The sequence below is a fragment of the Roseibium sp. SCP14 genome (assembly GCF_040329475.1).
Lineage (GTDB): Bacteria > Pseudomonadota > Alphaproteobacteria > Rhizobiales > Stappiaceae > Roseibium.
Genome location: NZ_JBDZYH010000005.1, coordinates 374,219 through 398,568 on the forward strand (window position 1 = coordinate 374,219; position 24,350 = coordinate 398,568).

Sequence of the window (24,350 nt, forward strand, 5' to 3'; positions counted from 1 at the left end):
CGGCTGGCTGCAGCTTTACTGTTAAGCGGACTTCTTGTCGTCTTCGTCTTTGACTTCTTCGAAATCCGCATCAACGACATCGTCGTCTTTTTCGGAAGCAGCCTCTTCACCAGCTTCTCCGGCTTCACCGCCTTCAGCTTCAGCCTCGGCCTGAGCTGCCTGATACATGGCTTCGCCAAGCTTCATGGAAGCTTCAGCAAGCGCCTGTGTCTTGGCCTTGATGCCTTCAAGGTCTTCACCTTCAAGAGCTGACTTCAGATCTTCCAGAGCCGATTCGATCGCGGACTTGTCGTCGGCGGAAACCTTGTCGCCGTAGTCCTTGAGCGATTTGTCGGTGGAGTGGACCAGAGATTCACCCTGGTTCTTGGCTTCCACCAGCTCTTTGCGCTTCTTGTCTTCGTCGGCATGAGATTCAGCGTCCTTGATCATCTGATCAATGTCGCTGTCGCTCAGACCACCAGAAGCCTGGATGCGGATCTGTTGTTCCTTGCCGGTGCCCTTGTCCTTGGCGGACACGTTGACGATACCGTTTGCATCGATGTCGAAAGTGACTTCGATCTGCGGTACGCCGCGCGGTGCCGGTGGCAGGCCGACCAGGTCGAACTGACCGAGGACCTTGTTGTCCGCAGCCATCTCACGTTCGCCCTGGAAGACGCGGATGGTCACAGCCGTCTGATTGTCTTCAGCGGTCGAGAACACCTGGCTCTTCTTGGTCGGGATCGTCGTGTTGCGGTCGATCAGACGGGTGAAGACACCACCAAGGGTCTCAATGCCGAGGGACAGCGGGGTAACGTCGAGCAGGAGAACGTCCTTGACGTCGCCCTGAAGAACACCAGCCTGAATGGCGGCACCCATGGCCACGACTTCGTCCGGGTTCACACCCTTGTGCGGCTCTTTGCCGAAGAAGTTCTTCACGGTTTCCTGAATCTTCGGCATACGGGTCATGCCGCCGACCAGAACCACTTCGTCGATTTCACCAGCTGCAAGGCCTGCATCTTTCAGAGCAGCCTTCATCGGGTTGATCGTGCGCTTGACCAGATCCTCTACGAGCGATTCGAACTTCGCGCGGGTCAGCTTCAGGGTCAGGTGCTTCGGACCGGAGGCATCTGCGGTGATGAACGGCAGGTTGACTTCGGTCTGGGACGAGGAGGACAGTTCAATCTTGGCCTTTTCAGCAGCCTCTTTCAGGCGCTGCAGAGCCAGCTTGTCCTGCTTCAGGTCGATGCCCTGGTCCTTCTTGAACTCAGCTGCCAGATAATCGACCAGATGCATGTCGAAGTCTTCACCGCCGAGGAAGGTGTCACCGTTGGTGGACTTCACTTCGAAGACGCCATCGCCGATTTCCAGAATGGAAACGTCGAAGGTACCACCACCAAGGTCGTAAACCGCGATGGTCTTGCCGTCGTTCTTGTCCAGACCGTAGGCAAGGGCCGCAGCGGTCGGCTCGTTGATGATGCGCAGAACTTCCAGACCGGCGATCTTGCCGGCATCCTTGGTTGCCTGACGCTGAGCATCGTTGAAGTAGGCCGGAACGGTGATAACCGCCTGGGTCACGGTTTCGCCGAGATAGCTCTCAGCGGTTTCCTTCATTTTCTGAAGAATGAACGCGGACACCTGAGACGGGGAATACTTGTCGCCGTTGGCCTCGACCCACGCATCGCCGTTGTCTGCCTTGACGATTTCGAACGGGACAAGCTTCTTGTCCTTGTCGACGGTCGGATCGCTGTAGCGGCGGCCGATCAGGCGTTTGACTGCGAAAAGGGTATTTGTCGGGTTCGTGACCGCCTGGCGTTTCGCCGGTTGGCCAACAAGACGCTCACCATCGTCGGAAAATGCCACCATGGAAGGGGTGGTGCGGGCGCCTTCTGCGTTTTCAATAACTTTGGAATCTTTACCGTCCATGACGGCGACGCACGAGTTGGTCGTGCCGAGGTCGATACCAATGACCTTTGCCATATCTGCCTCTCTTTCTAGCAAACCGGATAGACCCATGAAGGCGTCAGTCCGGCTCCTCTCACTTGGGTTCCGGGATTGCCCCGGACATCGCGCCCGAACATTAAGCTCAAGATTTGGCGCGAAGCTTGCTCGCTATATAGGTGGATGAAACTTTACCTGCAAGACATCTGTTCACTGTCATTTACAGGTTCTGCATCTCTTGACCGATATTTCTTCCCAGATCGTTACCGGAGTGGTCAAACTTGTCGCAGTCCCTTTCTTTTTAGAGATCCGCCCGGCGGTCCTGTTATCGATTTCGCAACCAGGAGCATGATCCAAGACTACTACCCGAAACCGCCAGCGAGGCACAACGTGCAGGATCCCGACCTCTGGAACCGTATCTGTTCCGCTCATCCGGACACTCTTGAGGCCAACTTTCCGTTTTCGGCCCGACTTGCTCGCGAAAATGGCTGGACCCGCGACTATGCCTTGCGCGTGATCGGAGAATATCTGCGATTTGCCTATTTAAGCCAGATCAGCCCGACTGTCGTGACCCCCAGCGAGGATGTGGACCAGGCCTGGCATCTGCACCTTACGTTTACACAACATTATTGGGGACCGTTCCGGCAGGCCCTGGGCGGCGTTCTGCACCACATACCGACAACCGGCGGCGCGGGACAGGCCCGCTTATTCCGCGAGGCATATGATAAGACAATTGCGCTCTATGCTCACGAATTCGGAGCGCCTCCAGAAGATGTCTGGCCAAGCCCGGATGTCCGCTTCAGCACAGGCGCCCGCTACCAGCGCGTGAATACGAACAACGTATGGCTTGTTCCAAAGCCGCAAGTTCCGGGAGCTCTTTCCAAGGCTCTCGGGAAGGCATGGAAAATCCGCAAAGTTGTTTATGGCGCGGCTTTCGCCCTCACTTCAATTCTGTTCGGTTCACAGATCGCCCTCGCCCACGGCGAGACTTCTGGTGACGGTTTTCTTGAAAAATTTTTCAACACGGTGGTGCACTGGGTTACCGGTCATACGACAGAAATGCTGGTTGCCGTCGTCGTGATCGCTCTTGTCGTGTTTGCTATTCTCGGCGAACGGAGATCCAAGAAGCGTAGGAGGTCTTCCAAAGGTTCTTCGTCGAATTATGGTGGTTGCAGTTCGAGTTCCGGCGATTCCGGAGACTCCAGCGGTTGCAGCTCCTGCGGAGGTGGCGGAGACTGAAGCGGCCGAGATCGAAGAAGCAGCAGACAAGCCGGAAGTAACAGCAGATGCCAATGCGGGAAATTGCAATCAGTGACCTCACGGGCCTTCGATATCTGCCGGATTACTTCGACCGGAGTGGTCAAGAAGCGCTTCTTGAGGAGATCCGGCAAATTGTCGCAAGGGCTCCTCTCTATCAACCGGTCATGCCGAAGACCGGAAAACCTTTTTCGGTCAGAATGAGCAATTGCGGACAGCTTGGCTGGGTTTCGGACATCAATGGCTATCGGTATCAGCCGGAGCACCCCGGCACGCGGCAACCCTGGCCGGACATTCCAGATGTGCTGACCTCACTTTGGCAAGATCTTGCGCCCGAAGCTCCCGAGCCGGAAGCCTGCCTCATAAATTTCTATGAACCGACTGCCAGAATGGGGCTCCACCAGGATCGTGACGAACAGACCTTTGACGCCCCCGTCATTTCGGTCTCTCTGGGGGATACGGCCACGTTTCGTGTCGGTGGTTTGAACCGCAAGGATCCGACCAGGTCCTTCCGATTGCAGTCAGGCGATGTGGTGGTTCTTGGCGGCGATGCACGGCTCGCCTTTCATGGCGTCGACCGGATCCTGAAAAACAGCTCCACACTGTTGAAAAACGGAGGGCGGATCAACCTGACGCTGAGACGGGTCACCAAACCATGACCCTGCGGGTAAATACCAGTGTTCTCTGTCGCAGAGGCGCAACGGCTTCGATCATTCTGCGAACTTTCTCCGGAACGCGTTGAAAGCCTCTCTTCAGTGTCGTAAAAAATGTTTTCCTCGTGTTGCCGCGGCTGCTGACCACGACAACCTGAGGACAAATCAGATGACGCACCCGGCAGACAAAGGTTTGCGGCGCACGCTCGCGCGCAAGCATACCAAACGCCGTTTCCCGCCCAAACCGACTTTCGGCGATCCCAAGCAGTGGAAGCTGATCTACCTTCGAAGCAACAAACTGATCCGGGCCCGGAAAACCGGCAGGCTCTGGCCACATCCGAAACAGGAATGGGACCTGCTCTTGGCTGATACCGCCCTCCTCAACGTTCTGTTTGTCTGCAGCCGTAATCAGTGGCGCAGCCCGACAGGTGAAGCAACGTTCCGCAAAGTGCCGGGTGTTGCAACGCGCTCAGCCGGCACCAGCAGGAATGCGCGCCGAACCGTTTCGATGGCGGACATAAGGTGGGCAGATCTGATCTTTGTCATGGAGCAAAAGCATCGCGACAGATTGCGCGCCGAGTTTCGCCAGGCACTCCAGCACAAGAAACTCCATGTACTTGATATTCCTGATGAATACCGCTTCATGGATACGGAACTGGTTGAGCTGTTTGAAGACCTGGCGGGACCGCTGATCGAAGCAGCCCTGCAAGAATAGCGGTTCGAAGCTCAATCCGCTCGAATTGCCCGCCCTTTCTGCAACCAAGGGGCGGGCGACTTCTTTTTGATTTGATCAGAAGAACAGGACATTCGCCGTCAAAGCGGCCAACGAAGCAGCAATCACCCAGAGCGCTACACGCCCTGATCGGGTGTGCCGGGCTTCGGACTTGCCGATCTGCTCTGCGGTTTCCTCGTCGAACCGCAGGCCTTGCGTTGTCATCTTTTCCAGCTCGCCGGACATGCGCCCGATGCGGTCGGCAAACAGCGGCAGGTCATTTGCCACACGGGTGAGAGCGGAAATCGCATCACCCGCATCGCGCAGTTTGCCGACCGGTCCCAGATGTTCCTTGATCCAGTCGCCGACAACAGGCTCCGCCGTCTTCCACATGTCCAGATTGGGATTGAGTGAGCGCGCGACCCCTTCGACCACCACCATGGTCTTTTGCAGCATGATCAACTGGGTCTGGGTGCGCATTTCGAACAGTTCGGTGACCTCGAACAGCTGCGTCAGCAGCCGGGCCATGGAGATTTCGCTGGCATCGTGACCATGTATCGGCTCGCCGATCGCACGGATCGCCTGGGCGAACATGTCGACATCCTGGTCGGCCGGAACATAGCCGGCTTCGAAATGCACTTCGGCCACGCGCTTGTAGTTGCGGGTGATGAACCCAAACAGGATTTCGGCAAGAAACCGGCGCTCACGCTTGCTCAATCGGCCGATGATACCGAAATCGACGGCAACAAGTGTCCCGTCCGGTTCTACAAACAGATTGCCCTGGTGCATGTCCGCGTGGAAGAAACCGTCGCGCAACGTGTGCCGAAGGAAGCTCTGAATGACTGCGGCACCAAGTGCTTCCAGGTCGTGTCCGTCTTCCCTGAGACCTTCGACGTCCGACATCTTCCGGCCGTCGATCCACTCCATGGTCAGGACACCCTTGCTCGTATAGAGCCACTCTACCCCCGGAACCCTGAAACCAGGGTCGTCGGCGGTGTTTTCAGCCATTTCGGAAAGGGCGGCAGCCTCCAGACGGAAGTCCATCTCTATGGCAACGGATTGCGCCAGCGTGTCAACGACGGCAACGGGGCGCAGGCGCCTGGAGGGCGCGTGAAACCGTTCTGCCAGACGGGCAACGAGGTAGTAGCTCTGCAGGTCTCGCTGAAACCGGCGGGAAACGCCCGGGCGCAGGACCTTCACCGCGACCTTGCGCTCATTGCCGTCCTTGTCGCGAATAACGGCAGGGTGCACCTGTGCTATCGACGCTGCGGCAACCGCCTCGCCGAATTCGACAAAGACTTCGTCCACAGGGCGGCCCAACTGCTCTGCAACAGCCGCTTTGGCTTCCTGGTGATCGAAAGCGGGCAGCTGGTCCTGCAAGGCAGACAATTCACGCGCGGCGTCCTTGCCGACGACATCGGCCCGGGTGGCCAGAAACTGGCCAAGCTTGACGTAGGACGGTCCCAACTTGTTGAGCGCATCGGACAGGCGCAGATTGGCACTCTTGGTCTTGACCGCCCGGCGCTCGAGCAGGCGTGCCATGGCGATCGCCAGTCTGGGGCCGGTCGGCAGGTCGGGCAGATACACCAGCCCGTAGACGCCTTCGCGCGCCATCACAAATCCCGCCCGCACCAGGCGAAAGAAAGGCATCACAGGAAGCGCCATCTACTAGAGTTTCCATCCCGAATGCAGAGCGGCGATGCCGCCCGAATAATTGCGGAAGCTTACTTTCTCAAACCCGGCGTCCCGGATCATTTCCGCGAAACGCTCCTGGCTCGGGAACTTGCGGATCGATTCCACCAGATACTGGTAGGGATCGGCATCCCCTGTCACCCACTTGCCCATAGCCGGAATGGCATTGAAGGAGAAGGTGTCATAGACCTTGTCCAGCAACGGCACGTCGACTTCGGAAAATTCCAGGCACATGAAGCGGCCACCCCGCTTCAGGACACGGCGGGCTTCCCTGAGAGCCTTCGGGATATCGGGAACGTTCCGAATACCGAAGGCAATGGTATAAGCATCGAAACTCCTGTCCGGGAACGGCAGGTCTTCCGCATTGCCCTGGCTGAAGGTGATCAGATCCGAAAGCCCGGCTTTTTCGGCCCGGTCGCGACCTACACCCAGCATCGATTCGTTGATATCGCAGACCACGGCCTCGACCGTTTCGTTCGAACGGCGTACAACACGTGTCGCGATGTCTCCCGTGCCACCCGCTACATCAAGAAGCCGCCAATTGGCCGATCCGGACTTGGGCGGCGCCAGATAGGAGACCATCGCGTCTTTCCAGACCCGATGAAATCCACCGGACATGAGGTCGTTCATCAGATCGTAACGATCCGCCACCTTGTGAAAGACGTCGTCCACCAGCGCCTGCTTGTGCCCTTCGGCCACTTTGGTGAAGCCAAAGCTCGTCGGCATCTCCTCCGGCGACCGGTTGGTTGCGCCGCTCTGTCCTTGTGCCTGTTGCGTCATGAACGCCTCTCCTGGCGGATCTTCATATCTATCAATCTTCAATTTGCGGCGGACCATAGTACAAGCGCCTGCCAAGCGCTATGTTTGCCGACCGAAGAAACCCATATGCCGCAGGCCTATACAGCGCAAGCGAAGCGGAGACCAGCCCACAGATGCCTGAATTGCCGGAAGTAGAAACTGTCAAACGCGGTCTTGCACCGACTTTCGAAGGCGCAACCATTGTCGCCGTCGACCAGAACCGACCGGATCTGCGTTTTGCCTTTCCCGATCAGTTCGTAGACCGCCTGACGGGAGCGGAGGTACGCGCGCTTTCACGCCGGTCGAAATACCTTCTTGCCGATACCGACCGCGGCGACGTTCTGGTCATGCATCTGGGAATGTCTGGATCGTTTCGGATAGAAAACGATAATTCAGAAGCAACCCCCGGAGCCTTCGCCCACAAGAAAGGCAAGGACACCAAGCATGACCACGTGGTCTTCCACCTGAAAACACAAAGCGATGACAAGGCCCGGATTATCTACAACGACCCGCGCCGCTTCGGCTTCATGGATCTCGTCCCCCGGCCGCAGCTTGCCGAACACGCCTACTTCAAAGAGTTGGGACTGGAGCCGCTTGGCAATGACCTGAGCGGCGAAACGCTGGCAAGGCTCTTCGAGGGGCGCAAATCACCGCTAAAGGCAGCGCTCCTGAATCAGAAACTGATCGCGGGTCTCGGCAATATATATGTGTGCGAGGCCCTCTGGCGCACCGGCCTCAGCCCGCGCAGAGCTGCAGGCACGCTTGTTACAAAGACAGGAAACCCCTCCAAAAAGGCTGAAGAACTCGCAGCAAACATCCGCGCGACGCTTCAGGATGCCATCAAGGCCGGCGGCTCGAGTTTGCGCGACCACACCCAGACAGACGGCACGCTCGGCTATTTTCAACATTCCTTTGCGGTCTACGACCGGGAGGGTGAAACCTGCAGGACCGAAGGATGCTCCGGGACGATCGAGCGAATCGTCCAGTCCAATCGCTCCACCTTCTATTGTCCTAATTGCCAATCCTGAACCGAGCCCTACCCAATCGGCCAGCCTTGCAAGACCTACCCCGGTCGGTTAGGCATGATCCGAAGTTTTGACATGTCCTGGCACTGGGAGTGGGCAATATGGGATATGAGAACATCCGCGTCGAAAAACGCGGAAAAGTCGGCCTGATCACGCTTGACCGGCCGAAAGCCTTGAACGCGCTGAACTCGGCGCTGATCGCAGAGCTGGGAACGGCGCTGGACAGCTTTGATGCAGATGAGCGGATCGGCTGTGTGGTGATTACCGGGTCGGAGAAGGCCTTTGCCGCGGGAGCGGACATCAAGGAGATGCTGCCGCACAACTTCTCCTCCGCCTACCAGACCGACCTGATCACGCCGTTCGACCGTGTTTCGCAGAACCGCAAGCCGATCATCGCAGCCGTTGCGGGCTATGCGCTTGGCGGAGGCTGCGAGCTGGCGATGCTGTGCGACTTCATCATTGCCGCCGATACTGCAAAGTTCGGCCAGCCGGAAATCACGCTGGGCGTTATTCCGGGTGCAGGCGGAACGCAGCGCCTCACCCGGTTTGTCGGCAAGTCCAAAGCCATGGATATGGTGCTGACAGGCCGCATGATGGATGCCGATGAAGCCGAAAGAAGCGGTCTTGTCAGCCGGGTCGTGCCGGCGGACGAATTGCTGGAAGAAACCATGAAGGCTGCCGAAAAGATCGCCGACTTCTCGCTACCGGTTGTCATGATGGCGAAGGAAAGCGTGGATCGGGCCTATGAAACAACGCTTTCGGAAGGTGTCCGCTTCGAACGGCGCGTGTTCCAGGCCATGTTCGCCCTGGAAGATCAAAAGGAAGGCATGACCGCTTTCAGCGAGAAGCGTGCACCGCAGTTCCACAACAAATAATCTTCAGCGTTTCAACGATAAAGCCGTTGACGGAAGCGCCAAGCACGATTATAAGCAGCGCCCAATCGGTGGCGGTCTTCCGCCGCCGTTGTTTTTTGATCGGGTCATACGGCACTGGCGCCTTGGTCCCGATCGCCACCGGACATTAGTCCCAATTACCGATCAGGATTGAGCCCATGGCCAACACACCATCGGCCAAGAAGGCGGCCCGCAAGATTGCCCGCCGGACGGCCACGAACAAAGCTCGCCGGAGCCGCGTACGCACCTACCTGCGCAACGTTGAAGAAGCTATTGCTTCTGGCGATCAGAGTGCCGCAAACGAAGCCTTCAAGGTCGCACAGCCGGAAATCATGCGCGCAGCGTCCAAAGGCGTCATGCACGCAAATACGGCTTCCCGGAAGGTTTCCCGCCTCAATGCTCGCATCAAGGCTCTCGGCGCGTAATTCTTCCGTCACATGACCGTTAAAAAGACCCGGCCTCAGTGCCGGGTTTTTTTTAGCCGCGCAAATTTGTGGATGAAGCATCTCGACAACCAGTGCGCGCAATATTGTCAATTTTACCAGCTACGATACTGACAGAAAAAAGCCTTTTATATCAATATCTTATGCACATGTAGGGGTTGAATAACCCAATCAAACCGGATTCGATACGAGTCAAGCCGTCCATCGTGAATTTTTTTTTAAAATTGTTGTTTTTGAATTGTGACACCGTCCTGCAAAGCAAAAAGTCATTGCTGCCAAAAGCGTTTGGTCAATCGGCAACACAACGCAAATAATCGATGACGCTGGGGTAGAAGCGCATATCACCGACCATACGGCAAATCCCGCTGTTGCTCCGTTCCGCTCGGTCTGTATATTAACAATTGGCTGGCAGGGAAAAAGATCAGCGAACAACCTAAAAACAGTGCTTGGATCAAAAATGAACAAGTCAATTTTATATATATCTGGGCACGGGGCATTAAGAGCACGGTATGAATACAGTAATGTATTCACTAAGCTGGGCGCTTAGCGACTTTTAGGCTTAGTTCTCTTTCCCAAAATTCTTGTTATTACTTTTAATCAATAGCCGCTGGCTATTGAAGGGGGCTGTTGTGCAAATTGAGGGTAGCTACGCTGGAAATGTGAACTCCCAAGAAGCATTTGACGCGCTTTCCAGTGAGCAGAACGCGGTTCTGGTCGACGTCAGAACGCAGGCCGAATGGGCGTTTGTCGGAGTTCCGGATTTGCGTTCGATCGGTAAGGAAACCTTGCTGATCGAATGGCAGAGCTTCCCTTCCTCCGGCCCCAATCCGGAATTTGCCACGACAGTTTCAGACCAGCTGGTCAAAAAAGGACTTGACCTTGGCGCTCCAATCTATTTTCTGTGCCGCTCCGGCGCACGGAGCCAGGCAGCAGCGATAGCCCTGACGCAGGCCGGTTACACAAAATGCTTCAACGTTTCTGACGGTTTCGAAGGCCCGCTTGACGCGGAGAGCCATCGCGGGACCCAGTCCGGTTGGAAGGCCGCCGGACTGCCTTGGACACAAAGTTAGACACCCTTTCTTCGCGAAAGGTACAGGCGGCCGGTTGATTTCGGGCGTCAACAACCATAACCGTCCCAAAAAGGGACAAAATAATGCTGCAAAAGCAGCAAGGCGTCGAAGAACGGCTGTGGCGGATCGTTCTTCATTGAACAGGAGGCAGATGACATGCAGGTTCAGGAGGCAGGCGGCTCCGAACATTGGAAGCGGGTTAAGAAGCAGCTTCGCGCAGAATTGGGCGATGATGTTTTTACCAGCTGGTTTGCACGTGTAGACCTCGAGGAACACCAGGACGGCACTGTGCGTCTTTCAGTTCCCACCCGCTTTCTCAAGCAATGGATCCAGAACAACTACAACGACCAGCTGATGGGGTTGTGGCAGCGTGAATGCGATAATGTGCATCGCATTGAACTGACTGTCCGTGGCGCAATCCGGCCACGTCAGACCCCGGTTGCCAAGCCGAGCCTCGCAGCTCCGTCGGGCGCAAAGCCCGTGTCTGCAGATTCCCGCGGCGATGCTCTGGTCGATGCGACACAGGTAACACGCGCTCAGGCGGCAACGGCAGCTCTCGGACGCGGCGAAACGGCCGCCGACAGCACGCGTGACGTTCTGCAGGGTGCAGCGCTCGATCCCAAATACACTTTCGAGACGTTTGTTGAAGGTGAATCCAACAATCTGGCTCTCGCCGCAGCCCGCCAGGTTGCTGCAGGCGGTGCCGTGACCTTCAATCCACTTTACCTCCATGCCTCGGTCGGTCTGGGCAAGACCCACCTGATGCAGGCGGTCGCGGCCAAGGCACGGGCTGGCGGTCGCAAGGTGCTTTACCTCACGGCTGAGCACTTCATGTACAAATTCGTGGCAGCTCTGAAATCCCAGTCCGCACTGGCATTCAAGGAAACGCTACGCACCATCGATCTGCTTTTGATCGACGACATGCAGTTCTTGCACGGCAAGCAGGTACAGCAGGAGTTCTGTCACACCCTGAACGCGCTGATCGATGGCGCGCGCCAGGTGATCGTGGCAGCCGACCGGGCTCCGTCCGAGCTCGACACACTGGATGACCGGGTGCGTTCGCGCCTTTCCGGCGGTCTGGTTGTCGGCATCCAGGAACCCGACTTCGTCTTGCGCCGGAATATTCTGGTATCCCGCGTCGACATGGCACAGAAGAACTATCCGCAGTTCGACGTGCCGGACAGTGTTCTGGACTACGTTGCCCGGCACGTCGCGTCTTCCGGCCGCGACCTTGAAGGTGCGCTCAACCGTCTTGTTGCCCACAATCAGCTGACCAATCAGCCGATCACGCAAGAGATGGCTGAAATGACCTTGCGCGACCTGGTGCGCTCCAGTGAACCGCGCCGGGTCAAGATCGAAGACATTCAGCGTGTGGTGTCAAAGCACTACAATGTCACCAAGGCCGACTTGCTGTCGGCTCGCCGGACCCGGACCATCGTCCGCCCGAGGCAGATCGCAATGTATCTCGCCAAGGTGATGACACCCAGGTCGCTTCCGGAGATTGGCCGCCGATTCGGCAATCGCGACCATACAACTGTGCTGCACGCTGTGCGGAAAATCGAAGAAATGGCCCGTGGTGACTACGCGCTTGCGCAGGAACTCGAACTGCTCAAGCGCATGCTGGACGCCTAATCCCGGGACTCGCCACACAGGCCCAGGGTCTGCGTGGCGCGATGCTCGGGCGAAGAGCAATTCCTTCTTTTGTGTGAAAACTCGCCAAAGAAGAAAAATTGAGTGCTCTCAGGGTTAAAATACACGATATTCTACCATTTTCGGGGGCGTTCCAGGCGAACGCCCCCTTGCTTTTGGCGGCTGTAGAGGGCAGTGTCTTCCCCCCGCTCCTAACAGGAGCCCCTAAGTCCAGTTTTGCCAGGCGGTTCCGTCTGGCTTTTCATGAGTACGGAATGAGCGTATGAAAGCGACCCTCGAGCGGACCGACCTCCTCAAGTCCTTGACCCATGTTCACCGGGTGGTCGAGCGCCGAAATACCATTCCCATCCTGTCGAATGTATTGCTGCGTGCCGATGGCGGCGCCCTGAACCTCAAGGCTACCGACCTCGACCTTGAGATCGTTGAAGCGGTGCCGGCGATGATCGAAATGCCTGGTGCGACCACCGTACCGGCACACATGTTCTACGACATCGTGCGTAAGCTCCCGGAAGGCTCCCAGGTCGTTCTGGAAACGACGAGCGACAATGCTACTCTGGAGATCCGGGCAGGCCGATCGAAATTCACACTACAGATGCTTCCGGAAACCGACTTCCCGGATCTGACGGCGGGTGAATTCACGCACGGGTTCGCACTGACGGCGGCCGATATCCGCAAGCTGATCGACACAACGCAATTCGCGATCTCGACGGAAGAAACCCGCTACTATCTGAACGGTATCTACCTGCACACGGTTGATGCCGCCAACGGCCAGCAGTTCCGCGCCGTGGCAACTGACGGGCACCGTCTGGCCCAGGCCGAGGTTCCCGCTCCTTCCGGCGCTTCCGGCATGCCGGGCATCATCGTACCGCGCAAGACGGTGGGCGAGATGCAAAAGCTTCTTGAAGATCCGGAAGTTGACGTCCAGATCGAGCTGTCCGACACCAAGATCCGGATCACCACCGGCTCCATCGTGTTGACCAGCAAACTGATCGACGGCACCTTCCCGGACTACGGCCGCGTCATTCCTCAGGGCAATGACAAGGAAATGCGGGTTGACCGGGACGAATTCAAGGAAGCCGTCGACCGTGTATCGACGATTTCTTCCGAGCGCGGCCGTGCCGTCAAACTCTCGCTCGACGAGGGGCGGATGGTCCTGACCGTCAACAACCCTGATTCAGGCAGCGCAACCGAGGAACTTGCTGTCGAGTATGACGCAGAACCGCTCGAAATCGGCTTCAACTCGCGTTACCTGCTGGATATCGCCAATCAGCTGAGCAGCGATACGGCCTTGTTCCGACTGGCGGATTCCGGTTCACCGACCCTCATTCAGGACAATACCGTTGACGATTGCCTGTTCGTCCTGATGCCGATGCGAGTCTAAGGACCGTAAAAGGCTAAGAAGACGGAAGCGGTTTGATGAGTGAATTCCGGACGGCGCAACTGACCCGCCTGTCCCTGACCAACTTCCGGAATTATGAAAGCCTGTCGCTGAACCTTTCTGCGAAACTGGCGGCATTTGTCGGCGCCAATGGCGCCGGCAAGACAAATATTCTCGAAGCGATCTCTTTTCTCACCGCCGGGCGTGGCATCAGGCGGGCGAGCCTGGCCGATGTCTCAAGAAAAGACGGAGACGGCAGCTGGAGCGTAGCCGCGACTGTTCTGCTTGACGACCTGGAGACCAAAATCGGCACGGGTCTGATGGCCGGCACCAGCGGCAGGAAAGTGCGGATCGACGGCGAAGAAGTGCGCGGGTCGGAAACTCTTCTCGACTATGTTCGCGTGTTGTGGCTGGTTCCGGCGATGGACGGTCTCTTCACCGGTTCGGGCTCGGACCGTCGACGGTTTCTCGACCGTTTGACGCTTGCAATCGATCCGGCCCATGGACGACGGGTCAGCGATTTCGAAAATGCCTTGCGTCAGCGCAACCGGCTTCTGGATCAGGGAGGGTCCGACGCTTTCCTGAGCGCCCTTGAAATTCAGGTGGCAGAACTCGGGACAGCCGTTTCCATTGCAAGAAACGAAACGGTCGGCCTTCTCAGCCAGATGATTGCGGACCAGGCCAAACAGGAGCTCCCGTTCCCGCATGCCGCAGTGGCGCTGGAAGGAGCCTTTGAGGCTGAAACGATCGGTCTCAGCGCATCTGACAGGGAAGACCACTATCGGCGAGTGTTGCATGAGGGACGCCCGCGCGACCGGGCTGCGGGACGAACACTTACCGGCCCGCATCTGAGCGACCTGAAAGTTCGTCATGCCGCTAAGGACATGCCGGCGGCGCAGTCTTCAACCGGCGAACAGAAAGCTCTTCTGATCGGCCTCATTCTGGCTCATGCGGAATTGACCGCAAAGGTGTCCGGAATGACCCCCGTTCTGCTGCTGGACGAGGTTGCCGCCCATCTGGATCCGAACCGCCGGGAAGCGCTGTTCACCAAGCTGAATGCCCTTGGCGGACAGGTCTTCATGACCGGAACGGACGAAGCGCTTTTCGAAGCCTTGCCGTCCGGGGCCGAAGTGTTTGAGATCAAGGATCACGGCAGCCGTCTCCTCAGAGGTGGGCAAACCTCATAAAACCGCCTGAATCTTATGGTTTTCCACCAGAATCCCTTTGCTGGCTTGCTTACAGCCCCCGCGTGGTTGAACGCCCCAAGGAACCCCGTATAACGGGGGTAGAAAAGACAAACCGATTGGTGATTGATTCGCATGAGCGACACATCCACGTCAGAGCCTGTTCCAACGCCTGAAACCGAGAACGGTGCCGAGTATGGCGCAGAGTCCATCAAGGTCCTGAAAGGTCTCGATGCCGTGCGCAAACGGCCCGGTATGTATATCGGCGATACAGATGACGGCTCCGGGCTTCATCACATGGTTTACGAGGTGGTGGACAACGCCATCGACGAGGCCCTGGCCGGTCACGCCGACCACGTAACCGTCACGTTGAACCCGGACGGTTCTGTTACCGTATCCGACAACGGCCGCGGCATCCCGACCGACTTGCACCCGGAAGAAGGTGTTTCTGCAGCAGAAGTGATCATGACCCAGCTGCATGCTGGCGGGAAGTTCGACCAGAACTCTTACAAGGTCTCCGGCGGTCTTCATGGCGTTGGCGTTTCGGTGGTGAACGCTCTCTCCACAAGGCTCGATCTGCGCATCTGGCGCAACGACCAGGAACACTTCATGACGTTTGCGCATGGCGAAGCGCAAGGCGCCCTGGAAGTGGTGGGCCCGGCAAATGGCAAGAAAGGAACTGAAGTCACCTTCCTGCCTTCGCCGGAAACCTTCACCAGGACGGAGTTCGACCTGAGCACGCTTGAACACCGTCTGCGGGAGCTGGCGTTCCTCAATTCCGGTGTCCGCATCATCCTGACGGACAAGCGCGGCGTGGAAGACGTGGTCGAGGAGCTCTTCTACGAAGGCGGACTGGAGGCGTTTGTCCGTTACCTGGACCGGGCCAAGCATCCGCTGATCGAAGATCCGATCAACATGCGCGCCGAACGCGATGGCATCACGGTTGAAGCCGCCATGTGGTGGAACGACAGCTATCACGAGCAGGTCCTGTGTTTTACCAACAACATTCCGCAGCGCGATGGCGGGACGCACCTGGCAGGCTTCCGTGCAGCCCTGACCCGTCAGGTTACCGGATATGCGGAATCGACCGGCCTGATGAAAAAGGAAAAGGTTTCCCTGTCCGGAGATGATTGCCGTGAAGGGCTGACCTGCGTCCTTTCGGTAAAGGTTCCGGATCCGAAATTTTCCTCGCAAACCAAGGATAAACTGGTTTCTTCGGAAGTCCGGCCTGTCGTTGAAAACCTGATTTCCCAGATCCTGAACGAGTGGCTTGAGGAGAACCCGGCCCCGGCAAAGACCATCGTGTCGAAGGTGGTGGAAGCCGCGTCCGCTCGCGAGGCCGCCCGTAAGGCACGTGAACTGACCCGGCGCAAGGGTGCTCTGGACATTGCGTCGCTGCCGGGCAAGCTCGCCGATTGCCAGGAACGGGATGCTTCCAAGGCCGAACTGTTCCTGGTGGAGGGTGATTCCGCGGGCGGCTCGGCCAAGCAGGGCCGTCATCGTGAAAACCAGGCCGTCTTGCCGCTGCGAGGCAAGATCCTCAACGTTGAGCGTGCCCGTTTCGACAAGATGCTGTCTTCAAACGAAATCGGCACGTTGATCACCGCGCTTGGCACCGGAATCGGCAAGGAAGAATTCAACGTCGAAAAACTGCGCTATCACAAGATCATCATCATGACCGATGCTGACGTCGATGGCGCGCACATCAGGACGCTTCTCTTGACCTTCTTCTTCCGGCAGATGCCGGATCTGATCGAAAACGGCTACGTCTATATCGCTCAGCCGCCGCTCTACAAGGTCAAGCGCGGCCAGTCGGAGCAGTATCTGAAAGATCAGGCCGCTCTGGAAGATTACCTTATTGCACAAGGACTTGACGATGCATCGCTGACGCTTTCGGGCGGCGAGGTTCGCACCGGTCAGGACCTGCTTTCAGTCGTTGAGATGGCGCGCAAGATTTCCGATATCTTCGACGGTCTGCACTCCCGTTACAATCGCGATGTCGTTGAGCAGGCTGCGATTGCCGGTGCTCTCACAGCGGAAATCCTGGAAGACCACTCGAAGGCGGAGGAGGCTGCAGCCTACATCGCCCGGCGCATGGACATTCTGGCCGATGAATTTGAACGTGGCTGGACGGGTGAAGCACGTGACGACGGAAGCCTGGTCTTCAGGCGCACCGTGCGCGGTGTCGAGGAAGTGGCCACGATCGACGCCGCCCTGCTCGGCTCGGCAGATGCCCGCCGTCTTGCAGCTCACGCTGAACACCTGCATGAAGTCTACGGCAAGGCTGCAGTTCTTCGCCGCAAGGACATTCCGACGGAAATTCGCGGGCCGCGGGCGTTGCTTCAGCAGGTCTATTCCTATGGACAAAAGGGGATCTCCCTACAGCGCTACAAGGGCCTTGGAGAAATGAACCCCGAGCAGCTCTGGGAAACCACACTGGATCCGAATGTCCGGTCCCTGCTGCAGGTCAAGGTGAAAGAGGCTGATGACGCCGACGACATCTTCACCAAACTGATGGGTGACGAGGTCGACCCGCGCCGCGAATTCATTCAGGACAACGCCCTGGCGGTGGCCAACCTCGACATCTGATAAATAACTGCGTCAGACAACGAACAGGAGCGGCGATTTCGCCGCTCTTTTTGTTTGGCCTCACACAACGACCACTGCATCTTCCTCAGGACGTCCAGGGTTCGGGTTTGCCGAAATAGAAGCCTTGCGCCGCTTCAATGTTGAACTCCTGCAGCAGCTGCGCCTCTTCTGCCGTTTCGACATGCTTGGCTATCACCTTGATGCCAAGCTCATGAGCTGCCCTGACAAGGCCGTTCAAGATTGCTGCCTTGGCGGGTTCATCGACAACCTGTTGGGTCAGGCTCGATTCCAGTTTGAGCCATTCCACGCGCAGGCCCGTCAGGCGCGACAGAACAGGCCAATGTCCGGCAAAGTCGTCAATCGCGGTCTGGCAGCCGAATTCACTGACAAAGTTGAAGAAAGATTCCACCGTTGCAGGCTCGCGCAGGAAATCTTTTTCAACAATCTCCAGGCAAAGCCGCGATGCCAGCAATGGATTGACCGACAGGCGGTGATAGAGACCATCACGAAAATTCGGGTCGCGTGCAGACTCAGCTGAGACGTTCATGGTCAACAAGGAACGCACGGGATTGCGCTCGGCCGCGTCCAGGACCTTGTCCAGCGCCCAGGCGTCGACCTGCGCAATGAAGCCCGATCGCTCGGCCGCCGAAATCCAGGCCCGTGATGATATTCCTCCCGCCCGATCTCCCTGAAGCCGCAGGAGAACCTCCGATCCACATATCTTGTCATTTTTCAGGCACATGATGGGCATCGCATAAAGCGCCAACTCGCTTGCACGGAAGCTGCCCGGCTCAGGCAATTCCTTCAAATCGTTGCGCCTGGTCTGACAATCGCCTGATTGGACGGAATGAATTTGAACTGATTGCCCGCCGTATCTCTTCCCGCGCAAACAGGCCCTGTCGGCCAATCCCAGTATGCTGGCCGCATCGCCATCCTTCAGCGAGACGCCACTGTCGATGAACGCAACACCGACCGATCCTCCGATGGTAAAAACCCGCTCACCGACTTCGAGCCGGATCCGGTCAAACCCGTCCAGAATCTTCTCTGCGATCTCCAGAGCCGCTTCTTCATTGGCTGCCGGAACCATGCCCGCAAACTCGTCACCGCCTATGCGAGCAACGGTTCCAAATTCACCGAGTGTCAGGCGAAGGCAGGCCGCAACCCGCAGGAGCATGTCATCGCCTGCATCATGACCTCCGAGATCATTCACTTTCTTGAACTCGTCGAGGTCGATGTAAAAGACTGCGAGCCCCGTTTCTGTGTCCGCCGACAAGCGAACCAGTTCGCGGTTCAGAGCCTTCTTGAAGGCCCGACGGTTTTCAAGTCCCGTCAAGGGGTCCTGATAAGCCAATCGCCGGTTCTCGGCAACTTCCTGCGGGCAATCGACATTTCGCCTGATGATCGCCATGGAGACCGGTTGGCTTTCCGCGCCGTTCCGAACCTTCGGAAGCGGAAACATCCGAACTTCGCACATCCGGCGGTCTGTTCTTCCGGAAGGATCGGTTTCGCCATTTTGCGGAATGTAAAACGTTTGCGGCAGATCCTCACCGATGGAGGCCAGCATTTCGATCAAACGATGCAGGTCATAATTGCAACCTGTCATCTCCAGAAGCATCGAGGCTTTCCGCTCGTCGGTCTCCGTGCCATCGAATATCAGAACGTCGTCAGGAAAATGTTCAAGCAGACCTTTTTCAAGACCGGCAGCTGTGTCCCGCGCTCCGTGCTCGCCAGGGTCCGTCCGGCCGTTGATTTCGTCCTGTCCGACGTCTTCCATATCGAACTGCACCAGCACAGCCTTGCGTTCCCCTGTCAGGGAAATGAAGGATGTACAAATCATGTGGTGACAGAAGACAGTGCCGGACTGAAGGTAGATTGCACCACTGGCTTGTGCCGGAACTCCGCTGAAGGCAGCGGACAACACAACCTCGCACCGTTTCCAGCTGGCCTCGGACAGCAGGTTCTTAAGGTTTGAAGGAACTTCGGCAATCGCCAGGGCTGCGCATTCGGTAGCCATATGCTTGTTGGAGACCAGAATACTGCCGTCTCTGGCGATATAAGCGGCAGCGTGCGGCAGCACCTCCAGCAAGGACGTGTGAAAATCCGTGAGCGTTTTACCGTCTGCACTCCCGGATTTCCCCCGCCGGTCATTTACTAACCGATGGCTGATTTGCACCAGATCGCCCTTTCAAATAAATCTTCGTAACTGGCGCTCACTCAAATACAACAACGCGCCGTCTTTATGCTGAAATCTTTAACACAGTTTAACGTGTAAACTTGCGCGAGGAAAACTTCCCACAAGTCTTCGATTTCTTATGGTTAATAAAAAATTAATCTATAATCAGCTTATTTCGTTAAAATTTTAACTTACCTTTACATAATCCACACATCCCCCGCACCTGCCTGCCACATTTTCATCACCATGCTGACGTATGGGCGCGCCGCGAATTGATGTTCATTGATTGACGATTGTCCCTGACCGGGTCCATGTACCCCACACCCAAATGGAACCACTCATGAATTTCTCGACCAAACCGGAATTCAATTGGCCGGTTGTTGCCTGCACCTCTGCCATTCTGATTTTTGTCAGCCATTTCGCCGCCGCTGCCGAAGACTTCGAGCAGTGCGGTAAGGCCTCCTGGTACAAGCTCGGAGGCAAGACCGCCAGCGGGGAACGAGCAGACCCAAATGGCCTGACCGCGGCTCACAGGACACTTCCCTTTGGAACGATGGTGAATGTGACAAACCTGTCGAACGGTAGAACCGTTACGGTCCGTATCAATGACCGAGGCCCTTTCACCAAGGGGCGTGTCATTGACGTGACCCTGGCGGCAGCAAAGGAGCTTGGCTTCGTCGGCAAAGGGATCACACGGGTTCGTGTGACCGGCAAGGACGATCAAATTGACGCAGGGCATCGTGAAAAATGCCAATAAGCTGCTGAAAATACTGACGCAGCGGTCTTGGCGCGCATGACGTTAAGGAAAATCAGCTTTATTTAACCCTTTGAATCTTATTCGCAAATATACGCGAACAAAAGTTTCGTATTTGACTCAGTATGAATAACGATCAGTCGCATTACGGTGAATCAAAAAATAAAATATTTTACGGTAATGACATTCGTTAAAGATGCCGCTAGAGTTGCCGCCGTGGTCGATGGGGCCACGTGCACAGTAACTTTATTCGCGCAGTCTTCCCGGCTGCGCGTTTTTTTTATGGTACGCGAAAAAATTACAGATTGCTGTGGCTGGGGCATACGCGACTTCCAAAAAACGCACTGGCTGCTGCTTGGGTTTCAGAGGTCTTTGTAGATGTCAGCTGCGTAAGTTTCCTTCCGCTGCGAACCGCTACGCCGGTGTCCTCTGCGTCAGTCTTTTTTCGCCCCTCGTTTCAGATCCCTTCCCCAGGATTGACTGGTCACTCGATCAGCGACTTCAGTTCTTCGTACATCCACCAGGTCGCCGGCCCGTGCGTTGTTTCCTTTGCCGTGAGAATCTCCACGGGAGGACTCCAGGGTTTGTGATCGAAACGAATATTCATGCGTTGCATCTTGGCTTGAGCGATCCAGTCCTCTGCCAGAAATGCCGGCAAATAGGCCCACCCGAGACCGTCGATCACCATGGCGCAGATCGTGCGGTAATCATTCGCGAACCAGGCAAGCGTCGACATCTTGGGAAATGCATCCAGACCTGCTTGCTCAGAGCCGCGCAAAAGCAGCTCCCTGTAGGGGATCAGATCATTCATTGAGAGTTGCTGACGGCCGGCCAGCGGATGGTCGATGGCGCAGACGGCATGAAACGGCAGATTTCCGATGAAGCAGTGCTCCACCTCATTGTCGATTTCGGCTTCGGAGATAATCAGTCCAAGGTCCACCCTGCCTGATTTCACGAGGCTACCAATATCCGGACTGGCTATCGAGGCGACATCAAGGGAAGTGGTCGGAAACCGTTCGCTGAAATCGTGAAAAATCCGGTGCAGGTGCGGCAACGCCAGGGCGCTGTCCATCGCGAGCCGAACTTCCGCTTCCTCGCCATGGTGAATGGAAGCTGTTGCTGCGTTGAGATCATCAACCTGTCGCAGGATGGAACGGGCGAATTCCAGAATGCGACTGCCCTGTGCCGTCAGGGTCGGCTTGCGTGTGGAGCGGTCGAACAGTTCGACATCCAGATCCACCTCCAGAGAGGCGATCCCCTGACTGACTGCAGACTGCACCTTGCCAAGCTTGCGCGCACAGGCCGAGAAAGAACCCGTTTCCACCGTTTCGGCAAACATTCTGAGGTGTTCCAGACTGTACATGACGCCCCTCCCGGTGAACCCACAAATATCATCATGATTTCTGATAGTAATTGATTTTTTCATATCATGAAATTTGATTAAAGGAGCTCCGAGATTTTGGAGTTTCATTCATGACGATTAAAGAACGGGTTCTGCATTCGGTCCTTTTTGAGGTGATTGCGCTGATCCTTTTCGTGCCCCTGGCGATGATGGTGACGGGCAAGGGTGCGGGCACCATGACCGCGGTAAGCATCAGCCTGTCGCTGATCGCCATGGTCTGGAACTTTATCTATAACTGGGGATTTGACGGTCTGTTCGGCACCGACCGGCTGTCACGGCACCTGCCCTTGCGCCTGTTTCACGGACTGTGCTTCGAGCTGGGCCTGATCTTCGTATCGCTGCCACTGCTCATGTATGTCCTCCAGGAAAGTTTCCTGACGGTTCTGGCCATGGACCTTGGCGCAGTGGTCTTCTTTCTCGTTTATGCCGTTGTTTTCAACTGGGTCTATGACATCACCCGCGACCGCCTCTTTTCCTCGGTGCCCGCAGGCAAATAAACCTGGCCCCTCAAGCGCTCCTCCCTGCCACAAGCTCAGTGAGCGTTGCCATGATATCTTGTCCATAAGCACAGAAAGCCATTGCCGAAGGCAACCGGATCTTGTAAGAGGACGCTCTATCCGCCGCATGGTTCACCAGCGGCCTGATACGCACCCGTAGCTCAGCTGGATAGAGCGCTGCCCTCCGAAGGCAGAGGCCAGAGGTTCGAATCCTCTCGGGTGCGCCAATTCCCCAAGAATTCTCCTTCCGAGCAATATGGTGCCTCAGGGCACGGTTCATGCATGCTTGGCGCTCAGGCGTTCCAACTTGTCCGCATGCGCGACACCGGATGTCGGAGCCGGTGTATTTTCAGAATCGGAAAACCGGGCTAAGTCAGCCGGCGACCAGCCGCAGGCTGTTGCGATGAAAAGGATTCCAAATGACAAAAGTGGCGCTCGTGATCATGGATGGGGCGGGTTACGACTCGGTCGTCAGCGAATGCGGCTATCTGGAAGGTGCTGTCACGCTTGGTCAGGCGCGGCGCTGGAAAATGCATACCGCGACCCCGAGCCTGTCGGGCCCGATGTATGAAACGATCCACACCGGTCTGTGGCCGCATGAGCATGGCATCGTTTCCAACGAAGCCGTGCGGCGGTCCTCTTCCTCCAACATCTTTTCCCTGGCACGCGCTGCCGGCAAGACGACCGGTGCCGTTGCCCAGGAATACTTCCACCGGCTCTATATCGATGAAGCATGGGATCAATTGCGCTCCGTCGAACACCAGGACGAAAACGCGCACATCCAGTTCGCGCGGTTCTATTCGATGGAAGGTTATGGCCCGATCAATGCGGTCGCACCGGCGGAAATCGATCTTTGCGCGCAGACCACGCTGCTGATGGAGCGCCATGCACCGGACTATATGTTGCTGCACACCTGCTCTGCCGACACGCTCGGCCACACCTACGGTGGCGACAGCAAGGAATACCGCCGGCAGATCTGGCACATCGACAATGCGCTTTCACGCGCCATCCCGGTCTGGCGCAAGCTTGGTTACGACATCATCGTGACCGCGGATCACGGCATGACGGCGGACCACTGGCATGGCGGCACCACAGCGGCTGCGACCGAGATCCCCTTCTACCTGTTTTCCGACGCCGTGGCTCCGGCGGAAACGGAAGAACTTTCGCAGCTCCGCATTGCCGCATCCATTCTGGCGCTTCTGGGCATCAAAGTTCCGGAAGGCATGCGTGAAGCCTTCATCACGCCAAAGAAATAGGCTGAACTGCCAAATAGAAGGCGCACGATCCCTGGTGCGCCTGTTTTCTATTTCGCCGCCACTGTCCTGCGGGCCACTTCCATGAAGTGGCGGATCACCTTGACTTCCCGCCGCTGCGCGAGATGGACAAGCGTCTCGCTCATTTTCAGATCGACATCGGTCAGATTGATCTGCACCAGCCGGTCATCGTGACCGAACTCGGCCTTTGACACGAAGCCGATCCCGGCTCCCGAAGCCACCACTTCGCGCACCGCTTCACGGCCTTCGGCAACGATGGCCGGCTTCAGCCGGATGCGATGCTCGGCAGCTGCCTCGACCAGTTTGGCACGCGTCTTGGACCCTTCTTCCCGGAAGATCAGCGGCAGTTTGGAAAGCTCTTTTAGGCTGAGACCACGTTTGCCCCCAGGCAGAAATCCGCGTTCCGCAAACGCGGTGATTTCCGTCGAACCAAGATTGAGCGTATCCATGTCCTTGCCGGGATCGACGCTGCCCGCGATCCCGATTTCCGCGTTGTAGGCACGAAGTTCTTCGACGATTTCCTTGGTGTTGCCCACTCTCAGAGACACAGTAACATCCGGATACTTCTTGCGAAATTCCGTCAGGATTTCGGTCACATGGTGCGCGGAATCGGCAACGATACGAAGCTCGCCTTCGATCGCAGCGCTGGTTTCGGACATGTATTCCTCGATCTGTTGTTCGATCTCGAAATACTGTTTGGTCATACGGAACAGTGTTTCGCCTGCCTCTGTCAGATGCACCCGCTTTCGTTCCCGGTGAAACAGCAGCACGTCATGGTCCTGCTCCAGTTTGCGCACCTGTTCGGAGATGGCCGGCTGGGTATGGCAAAGCGCTTCGGCAGCGCGCGAAAACCCGCCCAGAAGAGCAACGTGATGAAAGGCCTTCAACTGACTGTGGCGCACAGCAAACCTCCGACATTCGACATATAAGCCCCACCTATATTTCGATTGAAAATTGCAATTTCACATATAGATATAATTGCTGCAAAG

Annotated in this window: 20 protein-coding genes and 1 tRNA gene; 15 read left to right on the forward strand and 6 right to left on the reverse strand. The window is 56.8% G+C overall.

The genetic code is table 11. The annotated features are described in order from the left end of the window. Window positions 1-21 precede the first annotated feature (21 nt). Entirely contained in the window at window positions 22-1,956 is a 1,935-nt protein-coding gene (gene dnaK, locus ABLQ08_RS21870; protein ID WP_352946340.1) for a molecular chaperone DnaK, read from the reverse strand. Between the two features lie 309 nt (window positions 1,957-2,265). Here dnaK and ABLQ08_RS21875 point away from each other — a divergent pair, with 309 nt between their 5' ends. The 3 genes from ABLQ08_RS21875 to ABLQ08_RS21885 all read left to right on the forward strand — a co-directional run bounded on the left by ABLQ08_RS21875 (window position 2,266) and on the right by ABLQ08_RS21885 (window position 4,542). Then, window positions 2,266-3,156: a glycine-rich domain-containing protein gene (locus tag ABLQ08_RS21875; RefSeq protein WP_352946343.1), complete on the forward strand. Its 891-nt coding sequence runs from the start codon at window positions 2,266-2,268 to the stop codon at window positions 3,154-3,156. Between the two features lie 53 nt (window positions 3,157-3,209). Then, a complete protein-coding gene (locus ABLQ08_RS21880) occupies window positions 3,210-3,833 on the forward strand; it encodes an alpha-ketoglutarate-dependent dioxygenase AlkB (RefSeq protein ID WP_352946346.1) in 624 nt (207 codons plus the stop codon). A 163-nt stretch (window positions 3,834-3,996) separates the two neighbouring features. Continuing rightward, a complete protein-coding gene (locus tag ABLQ08_RS21885) occupies window positions 3,997-4,542 on the forward strand; it encodes a low molecular weight protein tyrosine phosphatase family protein (RefSeq protein ID WP_352946348.1) in 546 nt (181 codons plus the stop codon). Window positions 4,543-4,617: 75 nt separating this feature from the next. Here the strand turns inward: ABLQ08_RS21885 and ubiB are convergent, their stop codons facing one another. Continuing rightward, the gene (gene ubiB / locus ABLQ08_RS21890; RefSeq protein ID WP_352946351.1) at window positions 4,618-6,204 is read right to left on the reverse strand and encodes a 2-polyprenylphenol 6-hydroxylase; all 1,587 of its coding nucleotides are present in this window, start codon (window positions 6,202-6,204) and stop codon (window positions 4,618-4,620) included. Between the two features lie 3 nt (window positions 6,205-6,207). Next, on the reverse strand, window positions 6,208-6,957 hold the full coding sequence (ubiE, locus tag ABLQ08_RS21895) for a bifunctional demethylmenaquinone methyltransferase/2-methoxy-6-polyprenyl-1,4-benzoquinol methylase UbiE (protein WP_352946861.1): 750 nt from the start codon (window positions 6,955-6,957) through the stop codon (window positions 6,208-6,210). Window positions 6,958-7,163: 206 nt separating this feature from the next. On the opposite strand from ubiE, the gene mutM reads away from it, so the two are divergent. From mutM to gyrB, 8 genes are all read left to right on the forward strand, one after another. Beyond that, the gene (mutM, locus tag ABLQ08_RS21900) at window positions 7,164-8,057 is read left to right on the forward strand and encodes a bifunctional DNA-formamidopyrimidine glycosylase/DNA-(apurinic or apyrimidinic site) lyase (protein WP_352946354.1); all 894 of its coding nucleotides are present in this window, start codon (window positions 7,164-7,166) and stop codon (window positions 8,055-8,057) included. 98 nt (window positions 8,058-8,155) lie between these two features. Further along, window positions 8,156-8,929 (forward strand): enoyl-CoA hydratase, encoded by a 774-nt coding sequence (locus tag ABLQ08_RS21905; protein WP_352946357.1) that lies wholly within the window; start codon window positions 8,156-8,158, stop codon window positions 8,927-8,929. A gap of 176 nt (window positions 8,930-9,105) precedes the next feature. Continuing rightward, window positions 9,106-9,372: a 30S ribosomal protein S20 gene (gene rpsT, locus ABLQ08_RS21910; RefSeq protein ID WP_352946359.1), complete on the forward strand. Its 267-nt coding sequence runs from the start codon at window positions 9,106-9,108 to the stop codon at window positions 9,370-9,372. A 653-nt stretch (window positions 9,373-10,025) separates the two neighbouring features. Then, window positions 10,026-10,460 (forward strand): rhodanese-like domain-containing protein, encoded by a 435-nt coding sequence (locus ABLQ08_RS21915; RefSeq protein ID WP_352946863.1) that lies wholly within the window; start codon window positions 10,026-10,028, stop codon window positions 10,458-10,460. A 156-nt stretch (window positions 10,461-10,616) separates the two neighbouring features. Beyond that, window positions 10,617-12,092: a chromosomal replication initiator protein DnaA gene (gene dnaA, locus ABLQ08_RS21920; protein ID WP_352946361.1), complete on the forward strand. Its 1,476-nt coding sequence runs from the start codon at window positions 10,617-10,619 to the stop codon at window positions 12,090-12,092. A gap of 280 nt (window positions 12,093-12,372) precedes the next feature. Next, window positions 12,373-13,491 carry a DNA polymerase III subunit beta gene (dnaN, locus tag ABLQ08_RS21925; RefSeq protein ID WP_352946363.1) on the forward strand — a complete coding sequence of 373 codons (1,119 nt, stop codon included), beginning with the start codon at window positions 12,373-12,375 and terminating at the stop codon, window positions 13,489-13,491. A gap of 35 nt (window positions 13,492-13,526) precedes the next feature. Continuing rightward, on the forward strand, window positions 13,527-14,675 hold the full coding sequence (recF, locus tag ABLQ08_RS21930; protein WP_352946366.1) for a DNA replication/repair protein RecF: 1,149 nt from the start codon (window positions 13,527-13,529) through the stop codon (window positions 14,673-14,675). Between the two features lie 132 nt (window positions 14,676-14,807). Next, window positions 14,808-17,261: a DNA topoisomerase (ATP-hydrolyzing) subunit B gene (gene gyrB, locus ABLQ08_RS21935; RefSeq protein ID WP_352946369.1), complete on the forward strand. Its 2,454-nt coding sequence runs from the start codon at window positions 14,808-14,810 to the stop codon at window positions 17,259-17,261. 85 nt (window positions 17,262-17,346) lie between these two features. On the opposite strand, the gene ABLQ08_RS21940 is transcribed toward gyrB, so the two are convergent. Beyond that, on the reverse strand, window positions 17,347-19,434 hold the full coding sequence (locus tag ABLQ08_RS21940) for a GGDEF and EAL domain-containing protein (protein ID WP_352946372.1): 2,088 nt from the start codon (window positions 19,432-19,434) through the stop codon (window positions 17,347-17,349). Between the two features lie 340 nt (window positions 19,435-19,774). Here ABLQ08_RS21940 and ABLQ08_RS21945 point away from each other — a divergent pair, with 340 nt between their 5' ends. Beyond that, a complete protein-coding gene (locus ABLQ08_RS21945; RefSeq protein WP_352946374.1) occupies window positions 19,775-20,191 on the forward strand; it encodes a septal ring lytic transglycosylase RlpA family protein in 417 nt (138 codons plus the stop codon). A 481-nt stretch (window positions 20,192-20,672) separates the two neighbouring features. Here ABLQ08_RS21945 and ABLQ08_RS21950 read toward each other — a convergent pair whose 3' ends face one another. Then, complete coding sequence (locus ABLQ08_RS21950; protein ID WP_352946377.1) at window positions 20,673-21,551, reverse strand: LysR family transcriptional regulator; 879 nt, start codon at window positions 21,549-21,551, stop codon at window positions 20,673-20,675. A 110-nt stretch (window positions 21,552-21,661) separates the two neighbouring features. Here ABLQ08_RS21950 and ABLQ08_RS21955 point away from each other — a divergent pair, with 110 nt between their 5' ends. The 3 genes from ABLQ08_RS21955 to ABLQ08_RS21965 all read left to right on the forward strand — a co-directional run bounded on the left by ABLQ08_RS21955 (window position 21,662) and on the right by ABLQ08_RS21965 (window position 23,343). Further along, window positions 21,662-22,087, forward strand: a complete 426-nt coding sequence (locus ABLQ08_RS21955; protein ID WP_352946380.1) for a PACE efflux transporter — start codon at window positions 21,662-21,664, stop codon at window positions 22,085-22,087. Between the two features lie 150 nt (window positions 22,088-22,237). Then, a tRNA-Arg gene (locus tag ABLQ08_RS21960) sits at window positions 22,238-22,314 on the forward strand. Between the two features lie 192 nt (window positions 22,315-22,506). After that, on the forward strand, window positions 22,507-23,343 hold the full coding sequence (locus ABLQ08_RS21965) for an alkaline phosphatase family protein (RefSeq protein WP_352946382.1): 837 nt from the start codon (window positions 22,507-22,509) through the stop codon (window positions 23,341-23,343). Window positions 23,344-23,390: 47 nt separating this feature from the next. Here ABLQ08_RS21965 and ABLQ08_RS21970 read toward each other — a convergent pair whose 3' ends face one another. Beyond that, window positions 23,391-24,263: a LysR substrate-binding domain-containing protein gene (locus ABLQ08_RS21970; protein WP_352946385.1), complete on the reverse strand. Its 873-nt coding sequence runs from the start codon at window positions 24,261-24,263 to the stop codon at window positions 23,391-23,393. Between the last annotated feature and the right edge of the window lie 87 nt (window positions 24,264-24,350).